The sequence below is a fragment of the Pseudomonas graminis genome (assembly GCF_013201545.1).
Taxonomy (GTDB): domain Bacteria; phylum Pseudomonadota; class Gammaproteobacteria; order Pseudomonadales; family Pseudomonadaceae; genus Aquipseudomonas.
On record NZ_CP053746.1, the window covers coordinates 5,138,702 to 5,151,795 of the forward strand.

At 61.4% G+C, this 13,094-nt stretch carries 11 protein-coding genes; 3 read left to right on the top strand and 8 right to left on the bottom strand.

The features are described 5' to 3' along the window. Window position 1: 1 nt before the first annotated feature. The 4 genes from FX982_RS22835 to FX982_RS22850 all read right to left on the bottom strand — a co-directional run bounded on the left by FX982_RS22835 (window position 2) and on the right by FX982_RS22850 (window position 4,696). Window positions 2-238: a DUF1653 domain-containing protein gene (locus FX982_RS22835; protein ID WP_122534789.1), complete on the bottom strand. Its 237-nt coding sequence runs from the start codon at window positions 236-238 to the stop codon at window positions 2-4. Between the two features lie 101 nt (window positions 239-339). Beyond that, window positions 340-1,515 (bottom strand): acetyl-CoA C-acyltransferase FadA, encoded by a 1,176-nt coding sequence (gene fadA / locus FX982_RS22840; RefSeq protein WP_172612705.1) that lies wholly within the window; start codon window positions 1,513-1,515, stop codon window positions 340-342. 23 nt (window positions 1,516-1,538) lie between these two features. Further along, entirely contained in the window at window positions 1,539-3,686 is a 2,148-nt protein-coding gene (fadB, locus tag FX982_RS22845; protein ID WP_172612706.1) for a fatty acid oxidation complex subunit alpha FadB, read from the bottom strand. Window positions 3,687-4,258: 572 nt separating this feature from the next. Beyond that, window positions 4,259-4,696, bottom strand: a complete 438-nt coding sequence (locus FX982_RS22850; protein WP_122625380.1) for a hypothetical protein — start codon at window positions 4,694-4,696, stop codon at window positions 4,259-4,261. A 110-nt stretch (window positions 4,697-4,806) separates the two neighbouring features. Here FX982_RS22850 and FX982_RS22855 point away from each other — a divergent pair, with 110 nt between their 5' ends. Beyond that, entirely contained in the window at window positions 4,807-5,250 is a 444-nt protein-coding gene (locus FX982_RS22855) for a universal stress protein (RefSeq protein WP_172612707.1), read from the top strand. A 69-nt stretch (window positions 5,251-5,319) separates the two neighbouring features. Here FX982_RS22855 and FX982_RS22860 read toward each other — a convergent pair whose 3' ends face one another. Then, the gene (locus tag FX982_RS22860; protein WP_172612708.1) at window positions 5,320-7,230 is read right to left on the bottom strand and encodes an ATP-binding cassette domain-containing protein; all 1,911 of its coding nucleotides are present in this window, start codon (window positions 7,228-7,230) and stop codon (window positions 5,320-5,322) included. Window positions 7,231-7,444: 214 nt separating this feature from the next. Here FX982_RS22860 and FX982_RS22865 point away from each other — a divergent pair, with 214 nt between their 5' ends. Next, window positions 7,445-9,373, top strand: coding sequence for a transglycosylase SLT domain-containing protein (locus tag FX982_RS22865; protein WP_172612709.1), 1,929 nt, complete (start codon window positions 7,445-7,447; stop codon window positions 9,371-9,373). A gap of 55 nt (window positions 9,374-9,428) precedes the next feature. Here the strand turns inward: FX982_RS22865 and FX982_RS22870 are convergent, their stop codons facing one another. Then, window positions 9,429-10,235, bottom strand: coding sequence for an MOSC domain-containing protein (locus FX982_RS22870; protein ID WP_172612710.1), 807 nt, complete (start codon window positions 10,233-10,235; stop codon window positions 9,429-9,431). A gap of 117 nt (window positions 10,236-10,352) precedes the next feature. Beyond that, complete coding sequence (locus FX982_RS22875) at window positions 10,353-11,279, bottom strand: chemotaxis protein CheV (RefSeq protein WP_122534492.1); 927 nt, start codon at window positions 11,277-11,279, stop codon at window positions 10,353-10,355. 243 nt (window positions 11,280-11,522) lie between these two features. Between FX982_RS22875 and FX982_RS22880 the strand changes: the two genes are divergently transcribed. Beyond that, the gene (locus FX982_RS22880) at window positions 11,523-11,999 is read left to right on the top strand and encodes a hypothetical protein (protein ID WP_172612711.1); all 477 of its coding nucleotides are present in this window, start codon (window positions 11,523-11,525) and stop codon (window positions 11,997-11,999) included. 51 nt (window positions 12,000-12,050) lie between these two features. Here FX982_RS22880 and yegS read toward each other — a convergent pair whose 3' ends face one another. Further along, window positions 12,051-12,959: a lipid kinase YegS gene (gene yegS / locus FX982_RS22885; RefSeq protein WP_172612712.1), complete on the bottom strand. Its 909-nt coding sequence runs from the start codon at window positions 12,957-12,959 to the stop codon at window positions 12,051-12,053. Window positions 12,960-13,094 lie beyond the last annotated feature (135 nt).

Consider the following 13,094-nt stretch of genomic DNA (forward strand, 5'->3'; position numbering starts at 1 on the left):
CTCAGGGCCGTGGAAAAAGATCCGGTTCGGCCTGAACCAAAGCAAAGCGCGGCACTTGCTCGCCGTCAACCTCAACTGACTGCAGAAACATGCTCAAAGGGCGTACCCACAGGCCGAATTCGCCGTACAGCGCTTGGTAGCACACCACTTCTTCTTCGGTCTCCGAATGCCGCGCGACACCGATAACACGGTATTCGGGCCCTTTGTAGTGACGGTAGAGACCAGGTTGTAGCGGCATCTGGGGGACCTCGGGTGTGACAGAAAAAAAAGTGGCGAAAATACATTTCCGGAAAAAACAAAAGCCGGGGCACCAGGCCCCGGCTCGCACACTGACACCGTTTAGACGCGTTCGAATACGGTGGTGATGCCCTGACCCAGACCGATGCACATGGTGGCAACACCCAGGGTGCCGCCATTCTGCTTCATCACGTTGAGCAAGGTGCCGGAAATCCGCGCCCCCGAGCAACCGAACGGGTGACCCAAGGCAATGGCGCCGCCGTGCAGGTTAACCTTCTCGTCCATCTTGTCGAGCACTTTCAAATCTTTCAGCACCGGCAGGGCCTGTGCAGCGAAAGCTTCGTTGAGCTCGAAGTAGTCGATATCGGCGATGCTCAGCCCTGCGCGCTTGAGCGCTTTCTGGGTCGCCGGAACCGGTCCGTAACCCATGATTGCAGGGTCTACACCGGCCACAGCCATGGAGCGGATCACCGCCAGGGGCTGGATGCCGAGGTCCATGGCGCGCTGGCCGGACATGACGATCATGCACGACGCACCGTCGGTGATCTGCGACGAGGTGCCGGCCGTGACCGTACCGCCTTTCGGGTTGAACGCAGGCTTGAGGGCAGCCAGGCTTTCCAGCGTCGTCTCCGGACGAATGGTCTCGTCGAAGTCGAACATTTTCAGGAAACCGTTCTCGTCGTAGCCCTGCATCGGGATGATTTCGTCCTTGAACTTCCCTTCCAGCGTGGCCTTCTGAGCGAGCCTGTGGGAGCGTACACCGAACGCATCCTGGGCCTCACGGGTGATGCCGTGCATCTTGCCCAGCATTTCGGCGGTCAGGCCCATCATGCCGGAGGCTTTCGCTGCGTACAGCGACATGTGCGGGTTCGGGTCGACCCCGTGCATCATGCCGACGTGACCCATGTGCTCGACACCGCCGATGACGAAGACGTCACCGTTGTTGCTCATGATCGCCTGCGCTGCAGTGTGCAATGCACTCATCGACGAGCCACACAGGCGGCTGACCGTCTGCGCCGCAGAGGTGTGCGGAATCTGGGTCATCAGCGACGCCATGCGCGCGATGTTCCAGCCCTGCTCCAGGGTCTGGTTGACGCAGCCCCAGATCACGTCCTCGACTTCCGCCGGGTCGACCTTGTCGTTGCGTTCCAGCAATTTGCTGATCAGGTGCGCCGACATGTCTTCGGCGCGGGTATTGCGGTGCATGCCACCCTTGGAGCGGCCCATCGGTGTGCGACCGAAGTCGACAATCACGACGTCTCTCGGATTCAAGCTCATATCTTCACCTGTTCGTTGGGCACTTAGCCGAAGAAGCGTTGGCCGGTCTTGGCCATTTCACGCAGCTTCGCAGTGGGGTGGTACAGAGCGCCCAGATCAGCGTATTGGTCAGCCAGGGCCACGAATTCAGCGACACCGATCGAGTCGATGTAGCGCAGCGCGCCACCGCGGAACGGAGGGAAGCCGATGCCGTAGATCAGGCCCATGTCGGCCTCGGCAGCCGTGTCGACGATGCCGTCTTCCAGGCAACGAACGGTCTCGAGGCAGAGCGGGATCATCATCCAGTTGATGATGTCTTCGTCGCTGACTTCACGCTGCTCGTAAATCACCGGCTTGAGCACTTCCAGCACGGAAGCGTCGACCACCTTCTTCGGCTTGCCCTGCTTGTCCGTCTCGTAAACGTAGAAGCCCTTGCCGTTCTTCTGGCCGAGGCGATTGGCGTCGTACAAGGCGTCGACGGCAGTGCGGCGATCGTCCTTCATGCGGTCCGGGAAGCCTTCAGCCATGACGTCGCGACCGTGGTGGCCGGTGTCGATGCCGACCACGTCCATCAGGTACGCCGGGCCCATTGGCCAGCCGAATTTTTCCATGACCTTGTCGATGCGCACGAAGTCGACACCGGCGCTGACCAGCTTGGCGAAACCGCCGAAGTACGGGAACAGGATGCGGTTGACCAGGAAGCCCGGGCAGTCGTTGACCACGATCGGGTTCTTGCCCATCTTCTTGGCGTAGGCCACGGTGGTCGCCACGGCGACTTCGCTGGACTTCTCGCCACGGATGACTTCAACCAGCGGCATCATGTGCACCGGATTGAAGAAGTGCATGCCGACGAAGTTCTCCGGACGCTTGAGGGCCTTGGCCAGCAAGCTGATGGAAATCGTTGAGGTGTTCGAAGCGAGAATGGTGTTTTCACCCACCTGCCCTTCCACTTCGGCCAGCACGGCTTGCTTGACCTTCGGGTTCTCGACCACGGCTTCGACAACGAGGTCGACGGTGCCGAAATCGCCGTAGGACAGCGTAGGACGAATCGCGTTAAGCGCTTCTGCCATCTTCGCGGATGTCAGACGGCCTTTTTCGACGCGCTTGCCCAGCAGCTTCGATGCTTCGCCCAGGCCCAGCGCGATGGCTTCTTCGCGGATGTCTTTCATCAGGATCGGCGTGCCTTTGACAGCCGACTGATAGGCGATGCCGCCGCCCATGATGCCAGCGCCCAATACAGCGGCCTGCTTCACGTCCTTGGCGACTTCGTCGTAGACCTTGGCTTTCTTTTTCAGCTCCTGATCGTTCAGGAACAGGCCGATCAGGCTCGCGGCGGCCGAGGTCTTGGCCATCTTCACGAAACCGGCGGCTTCCACTTCCAGCGCTTTGTCGCGACCGAAATTGGCGGCTTTCTGAATGGTCTTGATGGCTTCGACCGGCGCCGGGTAGTTCGGACCGGCCTGGCCGGCCACGAAACCCTTGGCGGTTTCGAAGGCCATCATCTGCTCGATGGCATTGAGCTTGAGCTTGTCCAGCTTCGGCTGACGCTTGGCCTTGAAATCGAACTCGCCGGAGATGGCGCGTTTGATCAGGTCCAGTGCGGCTTCCTGCAGCTTGCCCGGAGCGACCACTGCATCGACGGCGCCCACTTTCAGTGCGTCTTCAGCGCTGTTGTCTTTGCCGGACGCGATCCACTCAACGGCGTTATCGACACCGATCAGGCGTGGCAGACGGACGGTGCCGCCGAAGCCCGGGTAGATGCCGAGTTTGACTTCCGGCAGGCCGACCTTGGCGGTGGCGGACATGACGCGAAAGTCAGCGGCCAGGCACATTTCCAGACCGCCGCCCAGCGCGATGCCATTAATGGCGGCGAGGGTCGGTACGTTGAGGTCTTCGAAGGCGCTGAAAATCTTGTTGGCTTCGAGGTTGCCGGCGACGAGTTCAGCGTCCGGCAGCTTGAAGTTATCGACGAATTCGGTGATGTCGGCGCCGACGATGAACACGTCCTTGGCGCTGGTGACAATGACGCCCTTGATCGAGCTGTCGGCCTTGATGGCTTCGATGGCCTGACTGAGGTCGTTGAGGGTGAGACGGTTGAACTTGTTGACGGACTCACCCTTGAGGTCGAACTGCAATTCGACGATGCCACTTTCAAGAGCCTTAACCGTGATGGCTTTACCTTCGTAAATCATCAACTGATCTCCACGATATGGAAGCTGAACATTACGCGTCAGACGCTGAGATCCGGCGCTGTGCACGACGTTGCCGTCGAGGCGTAACACCAGACGCCAGTCACCCCGGCGACGCGATTCGAGCGTCTGTCAGAGCGTTCCTGCGGCAAACGCTCAATTCATACGCCCGTTTGATTTGGGTGCGGCTACCTTCTGCCATATTCCGGCAATTGTCAATTGAGCAGACAGCGGGCAAAACCGGCAAATCACAGGTAAAAGGCGCGCCTGATACAGGGCCATTCAAACCAATGATCACAGGAGCAGCAAACTGTCGGTAGTCGACGAAGGCGGCAGGAAACGGCGTCAACATGAAGAATGAAATAAACATCGGCGCAGCAGACAAATGCACCATTAAGGTCTACATTCAGCGCACTGCGCATCAAGACGGGTCATTTAACCGGTCGCCAGCGAGTGGTATGTGACCCGGCGAGCGGCATTACCGCACCGCACCTGAATTACGGCCTGCCTGGCCAACCCCGGCCCGATGTTGTTATCGGGCTTTTTAATGCCCGTCATTCGGGCATCGGGGCGGGTTACGCCAAGGCCTTCAGCACCGCTGCAATGTGCTGCAATACGTCGGGCTCGCCACGCTCGGCCCAGTACAGGGCAATCAGCTGCTTGCCCGCTTCCACCTTGTAGACGTCCGCCGGCAGCGTCGTGAACTGCTCCAGAAGGCGCGGATCTTCACACGGCTCACGCCACTGGTTGACCCACACGCCCGGCTCCCTTTGCCAATACACCCAGACATCAGGCTCCCGCGCAGTACGCGGCCGGTGATACTGCGGGCACGGACTCGGCGGCTCGGTGGGCAGCCAGTGCGGCCACTCCTGGGGGATCAGCTGCATGGCCAGCCCCATACGTCGCGCCTGCATGCGCATGGCCATCCTGCCGCTCTGCGAGCGCGACGGGCGCAGCCAGACCAGCGGACTTAAAACCACCGCAATGATTGACAGGATGATCCACACCGTCATATTTGTACGCCCCCCGCGGCAGCAAGCGGCGGGCGGACCACATCGGCGTGCCAGAGGCGCGTGAAAAGAGCCATAATCAAAACCATCGCAAACCTCAGAAGGAAAACCCCATGTCCTATGTACATATTCTGGTAGCCGTGGACCTCACTGAAGAGTGCGATCCGGTGATCAAAAAAGCCATGGCGCTGGCATTGGCCGGCGGCTCCAAGCTGTCGCTGGTGCACATCGTCGAACCCATGGCCATGGCGTTCGGTGGCGATGTCCCGATGGACCTGTCGCAGCTGCAACAACAGCAGTTCGATCAGGCCAAGGAAAAGCTGGAAGCGCTGAAACGCAAATACCCTGACGTAAAAACCGGCGACAGCCATCTGACCTACGGCCAGCCGCGTCAGGAAATCCACAACCTGGCGAAGGAGCATCACGTCGACCTGATCGTTGTCGGCAGCCACGGCCGTCATGGCCTGTCCCTGCTGCTCGGTTCCACCGCCAACGACGTTCTGCACGGCGCACCCTGCGACGTGCTGGCCGTACGACTGGTCAAGCGCGTCGACTGATCCAGGCCCGCAAACAAAAGCCCGGCCCCTGAAAAGGGGCCGGGCTTTTTTAGTGCCGCAGGTGGCCGATCACTCGTCCAGCTCGGCCCAACGCTCAAGCAGAGCATCCAGTTCGCCTTGCAGGCTTTCCAGCTGCGCCATGACAGCTGTCGTTTGCTCCGCAGGGCGCTGATAGAAACCGGCCTCGGCCATCTCGGCACTGAGCGCAGCCATTTGCGCTTCAACAGCGTCGATCTGCGCAGGCAGCGCTTCCAGCTCGCGTTGCAGCTTATAGCTGAGCTTCTTTTTGGCGACGGGCATTTCGGCCGCCGCGACGGGTGCCGCCTGAACCACGGCAGTGGCCAGCTCGGACTTGCCGGACTTGCTGTCGGTGACGCCCAGCAGACGCGGCGAGCCGCCCTGACGAATCCAGTCCTGATAGCCACCGACGAATTCGCGGACCTTGCCCTCGCCTTCGAACACCAGGGTACTGGTGACGACGTTATCGAGAAATGCCCGGTCGTGGCTGACCATCAGCACGGTGCCCTTGAAGGTCAGCAGCACTTCTTCAAGGAGCTCGAGGGTCTCGACGTCCAGATCGTTGGTCGGTTCGTCGAGGACCAGCAGGTTGGCCGGTTTGCTGAACAGTTTGGCAAGCAGCAGACGCGCACGCTCGCCGCCCGACAACGCCTTGACTGGCGTCCGCGCCCGCTGCGGGCTGAACAGGAAATCGCCCAGGTAGCTGAGGACATGGCGGCTCTGGCCGTCGATGTCGATGAAGTCGCGCCCTTCGGCCACGTTGTCGATCACGGTCTTTTCCAGATCGAGCTGGTGACGCAACTGGTCGAAGTAGGCGACGTCCAGACGGGTGCCGACTTCCACCTTGCCGCTGGTGGGCTGGAGGTTGTCGAGCATCAGCTTGAGCAGCGTCGTCTTGCCGGTACCGTTGGCGCCGAGCAGACCGATGCGGTCTTCGCGCTGCAGGACCATGGAGAAGTCCTTGATCAGCATCGGGCCGCCCGGGTGAGCGAAGCTGACGTTGTCGAGCACCATCACCTGCTTGCCGGATTTGTCTGCGGTGTCGAGCTGGATGTTGGCCTTGCCGGTGCGTTCGCGACGGTCGCTGCGCTCAACGCGCAATGCCTTCAGGGCGCGTACGCGGCCTTCGTTACGGGTACGACGGGCCTTGATGCCCTGACGGATCCACACTTCTTCCTGGGCCAGACGCTTGTCGAACAGCGCGTTGGCGGTTTCTTCCGCCGCGAGCATGGCTTCCTTGTGCACCAGGAAGCTGGCGTAGTCGCCGTCCCAGTCGATCAGGCCGCCACGGTCGAGCTCAAGAATGCGGGTCGCGAGGTTCTGCAGGAAGGACCGGTCGTGGGTGATGAACAACACCGCGCCCTGGAATTCCTTCAATGCTTCTTCAAGCCAGGCGATCGCGCCGATGTCCAGGTGGTTGGTCGGTTCGTCGAGCATGAGCAGATCAGGCTCGGAGACCAGCGCCTGGGCCAGCAACACGCGACGACGCCAGCCGCCGGACAGTTCGGCGAGAGTCTTGTCGGCCGGCAGTTGCAGACGGCTGAGGGTGCTGTCCACCAACTGCTGCAGGCGCCAGCCGTCACGGGCTTCGAGGTCCGACTGCACGTGCATCAGCTTGTCGAGGTCTTCGGCGGTGACGATGTTCTGGCTGAGGTGGTGGTACTGAGCGAGCAGTTCGCCCACGCCATCCAGGCCTTCGGCAACCACGTCGAACACAGTACGGCCGTCAGCAACCGGCAACTCCTGGGGCAGCTCGCCGATCTTGAGGCCCGGCGCGCGCCAGACATTGCCGTCGTCGGGCATCTGAATGCCCTTGACGAGCTTCAACATGCTGGACTTGCCGGTGCCGTTGCGGCCAATGATGCAGACCCGCTCACCACGGGCGATCTGCCAGGACACCTTGTCCAACAACGGCATGGCGCCGAACGCAAGGGACACATCGCTGAATTTGAGCAGGGTCATGAGCTTCTCCAAAAACCGGGCGCGCATTCTACCTGAGATAACCCGGCAGAGGGGCGGCTAATCGATGACAGGACGTCGTCCGGACCCGGTGGCCGGCCGATTGTAGGCCGGGGTATGTTTCCATCTATCACGACGGGCAAGGCAGCGCTTCAACCCGCGCGGGCAACAGGCTAAGCTAGCCGCACTTTTCACGATGCATCTGCACGGAAGTCTCATGCGCAGTCGTTTCTTCAGCCTTTTGTCCTGCCTGCTTCTGTCGGCCACCGCTGCCCAATCCGTCCAAGCGGTCGATCTCACCACCCAGCGTCAGTATTACGATGAAGCCAAACGGGCTTTGGCCAAGGGCGACAGTGGCCCTTATCGCACCTATGCCGCCGCGTTGGCGGACTATCCCCTCGAACCCTACCTGGCCTACGACGAACTCACCGCACGCCTGAACAGCGCGAGTGACGAGGAAGTCGAGAAGTTCTTCGCCGAGCATGGCGACCTGCCGCAAGCCAACTACATGAAGCTGCGCTGGCTACGATTGCTCGCCTCGCGCGGTGACTGGCAGCCCTTCGTCAAGTATTACGACCCCAAGCTGAATTTCGTCGAGCTCGACTGTTTGTATGGCTCGTACCAGCTCAGCCACAATCAGCGCTCGGAAGGCTATGCCAACGCCGAGAAGACCTGGATGACCGGCAAAACGCTGCCGGCGGCCTGCGATACGTTCTTCACTCAGTGGGCCGTCGAAGGTCAGTTGACCGAGCAGAAACGCTGGCAGCGTGCCAAGCTCGCCGCGCAAGGGCGCAACTATGCGCTGGCCACTCAACTGGTCAACAGCATGACCACCCTCGCCCCCCAGGGTCGTTTGCTGATCGCCGTGGCGCAGAAGCCCGAAATGGTCAACAACCAGGGCCAGTTCATGCCGGCCGACGAGGCGATGTCCGATGTGGTCGGGCTGGGCCTGCGTCGTCTGGCCAAGCAGGACCCGCAGCGGGCCATGGAACTGCTCGACAGTTACGCGCCGGTGCTGCATTTCTCCCATGAAGAACAGGTGCAGATCGCCAAGGAAATCGGCCTGACCCTCGCCCGCAGTTACGACGGCCGTGCCCTTGAGGTCATGACCAAGTACGACCCGGACCTGCGCGACAACACCGTTACCGAATGGCGCCTGCGCCTATTGCTGCGACTGGGCCGCTGGAGTGACGCGTACGAGCTGACCCGCCGCCTGCCCCAGGACCTCGCGACCACGAATCGCTGGCGTTACTGGCAGGCCCGTTCCCTGGAACTGGCCCAGCCCAACAGCCCGCTGCTGCCGGGGCTGTACAAGGCAGTCGCGAAGGAGCGTGATTTCTACGGCTTCCTCGCCGCCGACCGCACCCAGACGCCGTACATGCTCAACAACAAGCCGCTGGCGATGAGTCAGGCGCTCATGACCAAGGTGCGCAACACGCCAGGCGTGCGCCGCGCGCTGGAGTTTTATGATCGCGGTCAGATCGTCGACGGTCGCCGCGAGTGGTACCACGTCACCCGTCGCTTCAGCCGCGACGAAATGGTTGCCCAGGCCAAACTGGCGTACGACATGCACTGGTACTTCCCGGCCATTCGCACCATCAGTCAGGCGCAGTACTGGGATGACCTCGACATCCGCTTCCCGATGGCCCACCGCGACACGCTGGTGCGTGAAGCGCAGGTTCGCGGGCTGCACTCAAGCTGGGTGTTTGCGATCACCCGTCAGGAAAGCGCGTTCATGGACGACGCCCGCTCCGGCGTCGGTGCTGCAGGCTTGATGCAACTGATGCCTGCGACCGCCAAAGAGACCGCGCGCAAATTCAGCATCCCGCTGGCCTCACCGGCGCAGGTGCTCGATCCGGACAAGAACATCCAGCTCGGCGCGGCGTATCTGAGTCAGGTCCACGCTCAGTTCAATGGCAACCGGGTGCTGGCTTCGGCCGCGTATAACGCAGGTCCTGGACGCGTGCGGCAGTGGCTGAGGGGCGCCAATCACCTGGCCTTCGACGTCTGGGTCGAGAGCATTCCGTTCGACGAAACCCGCCAGTATGTGCAGAACGTGCTGTCGTATGCCGTGATCTACGGCCAGAAGCTCAATTCACCGCAGCCGCTGGTGGACTGGCATGAACGGTTTTTTGATGATTTATGAGGCTGCGCGGTCGTAGGACCGGCTTTAGGCGGGTAGGCGTATGGCAGGAACTCGACTACTCCAGCACTTCAACCTCCATCCCCACCTCGACAACCCCCGGCCCGTCGCTCACCAGATTCTGGCCGAACCAGATATCCCCTTCCCGCTCGCGATAGGTCTTGAGCGTCGTCATCGGTTCGCGATCCGCGCTGCGCTCACCGGTTGCCGGGTCGATTGTCGTCATAATGCAGCGCGAGCAGGGCTTCAACACCCGCAGTTCAACCCCGCCAATCCGAATCCGCTTCCAGCCATCCTCCGCAAACGCTTCGGCGCCGGTCACCACCAGGTTGGGGCGAAACCGTAGCATCTCCAGAGGGCGCCCGACCTTGCCCGACAGGTCATCCAGGGACGACTGCCCGATCAACAACAGCGGAAAACCGTCAGCAAACCCGACCCTGTCTTCACTCGCCCCATAGCCGGAAGGCAACCAGCGAGCGCGCTCTTTCGGCACATGCACCAGCCGCGTCGGCTTGCCCACCAGGGCGCTGACCCACCGCGCCGCTTCCTCGCCCGCGTCCGGCACCCGAAACGTGTCGCGCCAGATCGTGATGCCGCGCAGATTGGCTTCTTCATCGACCGGCACCGGCACATCCAGACTGCCCAGACCCGGGGCCGACAGCGTTACGCCATCGCCCTTCCACAGCACCGACAGCTGCGACATCTGCGGCAGCGCACGCTGGCTGTAAAAGCGCCCGCTGGCTTCATCCACCAGCATCCAGCGACGATCGCCACTCATGCCCAACTCATCGAAACGGGCCTGCTGCAACGACTCGCCCATGCAGGATTTGAGGGGGTATCGATACAGTGCGCTGAGACGAAACATGTACGCGTCCTTATGCCAGAGCGGAAAGCCACCACTCTATACGAGACGCCAGGAAACCAAGCGATACAGATGCAAAAAAGCCCCTCCATACAGCAAGGGGCTTGAAACAGTACCGGATCAGTTATCGAGCATGAGCCGCTCGCGGACCACGTCGACCAGCTTGTCCGGCTGGAACTTGGAGAGGAAGTTGTCGCACCCGACCTTCTTGACCATGGACTCGTTAAAGCTGCCGGACAACGAGGTGTGCAGCACGACGTAAAGACCGCGCAGACGAGGGTCGTTACGGATTTCCGTGGTAAGGCGGTAGCCGTCCATTTCCGGCATCTCGGCGTCGGTGAAGACCATCAGCAGTTTGTCTGTCATGACCTCGCCGGTGTCTGCCCAGCCCTTGAGCATGTTCAGGGCTTTCAGCCCGTCACGGGCGACGTGCATCTTCACGCCGAGCTGACCCAGGGTGTCGCGCAACTGCGAAAGCGCCACGTTGGAATCGTCCACCAGCAGCACTTCGCGGCCGATGGCCCGGGCGAGGACCGGATCGTCCAGCTTGTCGCGGGAGACCTTGGCGCTGTACGGCACGATTTCGGCGAGGACCTTCTCCACGTCGATGATCTCCACCAACTGGTCATCGACCTTGCTGATGGCGGTCAGGTAGTGCTGCCGCCCGGCGCTGGTCGGCGGCGGCAGGATCGCCTCCCAGTTCATGTTGACGATGCGGTCGACGCCGCCCACCAGGAACGCCTGAACCGAGCGGTTGTATTCGGTGACGATGATCGTGCTCGAAGGCCCCGGCACCAGCGGACGCATGCCGATGGCCTGGGACAGGTCGATCACCGGCAGGGTCTGGCCGCGCAGGTTGACCACGCCGCAGACGAACGGATGACGCTGGGGCATCAGCGTGAGCTTGGGCAGCTGCAGGACTTCCTGAACCTTGAATACGTTGATCGCGAACAACTGTCGGCCAGCCAGGCGGAACATAAGGATTTCCAGGCGGTTCTCACCTACCAGCTGTGTACGTTGGTCTACTGTGTCGAGAATGCCAGCCATCTGTTGCTCCTGGAGCAGGGTTCAAGTAAGTCCGCCTACCCTGTATCGGCAGCGCCGTGGCAGACCTTAATCGGGATAACGGCGCAGATGAACGTTTCACCCGTTCCGCCGATCAGCGTCCTCTGCCCCCCATTCGCAACAATCAGAAATGGCCTACAGACTTTCAAGTGCGCTCAACATTAACTTTGGGCCACTCGCCCCCACGCGACCCGACATCTCATTGAGAGAAGGTGGAGATTGCACATGCTGAATGGCCACGAATGGCAGCAGTTGCACGCAGCATTTCTCAGCAACAGCCAGACACTGATGTGCCGCGCCGACGAATGCCTCAGTCATCTGGAATTGATCAGTGATGATCGTGACGCGATGGAATGCCTGCTCTCCACATTGCAACACCTCGCCCGTGAGGCCCACACCCACGGCATTGCAACTGTTTGCGGGTTCGCCCGGCAACTGCATGACCTTCTTGACTCCGCCACCGCCGCCCGACAATTGCCGCCCAAGGCACTGCCCGCTCTTAAACGCTGCTTCGTGTTGATGTCATGGCAACTGGAACTCATTGATCCGCGGAGTGGTTCGCTGACGCTGGACGAAAGCGAAGAGCGCGACCTGCTGAACGCCTTCGCTTGCCAGTGCGGGCTCGGCGCCCGGAAAGAAAACCGGGGCATCACGCCGAGCTGGCAGGTCAACCCTGAGCAGTGCGACGTGCCCCTGACTTGATGTGCCGAGCGGAGCGAAGCGCATTCAGCTCCGGGCAATGCTTGCGGGGGATCAGGCGATGTGCCGCGTCTGCCCCAGCAACGGCGAATGCGATGGCAAGTGCACGCGCAGCGCCCCTGCTCGGGCTTCGAAACGGGTGGCCTCCCCGCTCAGAGGTTCGCCGTCGAGGTTGATGGTCAGCCCCTGCGCCGATTTGAGTTCGACCCACGGCAACCGTGCGCGGACGAACATATTGTCCAGACCAAGCCCGCCTTCGAGCAGACTCCTAAGGGTGCTCACCACTTCCTGGGGCGCTGGCAAGATGCTGATGTCCAGCAGACCGTCGTCGGCCAGGGCTTCGGGGCACAACGGATGCCCCCCGCCAGCTTGACGGCCGTTGCCGATGCCCAGCGCCAGCATCTCGCCCTTCCAGTGAAAATTCGGGCCGTTGAATTCACCGTATGCGGCTTTCAACTCGCTGAAGCGTGTGAGACCGGTGAACAGATACGCCGCACCGCCGAGGATCTTCTTCAAGTCTTCAGAAGTATTGGCGGTGACCTGACTGCCAAACCCGCCGGTCGCCATGTTGAGGAACATCTGGCCGCCCACCGCCCCCATATCGACGGCGCGCGCCGGTACGTCCAGCAGGTCAAGGGCCTGGTCGGGTTCCAGCGGCACCCCTGCGGAACGGGCAAAATCGTTGGCCGTCCCCAGGGGCATGATCACCAGGCTGGCGTCAACTTCAGACAGCGCCAACGCCTCGGCGACATCCCGCAGGGTGCCGTCGCCACCGCCGGCGATGATCTGCCGATGACCGGCCTCCAGACCCTCGCGCACCAGGCGCTGGGCATCCCCTGCTTCCCAGGTCACGCGAACGTCCAGTTCCCAGCCGTGTTTGCGCTTGCGCTCCACTGCCTCGCGGACATCCTCATTGAGCGCCTGCTTGCCGTGAAGAATCAGTAATGCCCTGCGCGCTGTCATATCCCTTCCTTTTGCGTGTTCGAATTGATGCGTGATGTGTTGACCGCGCGCGCTGCGAAAAAAGCCCGTCGGAGGAAAATCTTTTAAACCAACGTCTTTGGATTGAGATCTCGCCAAACTCCATCCCTGGAAGGC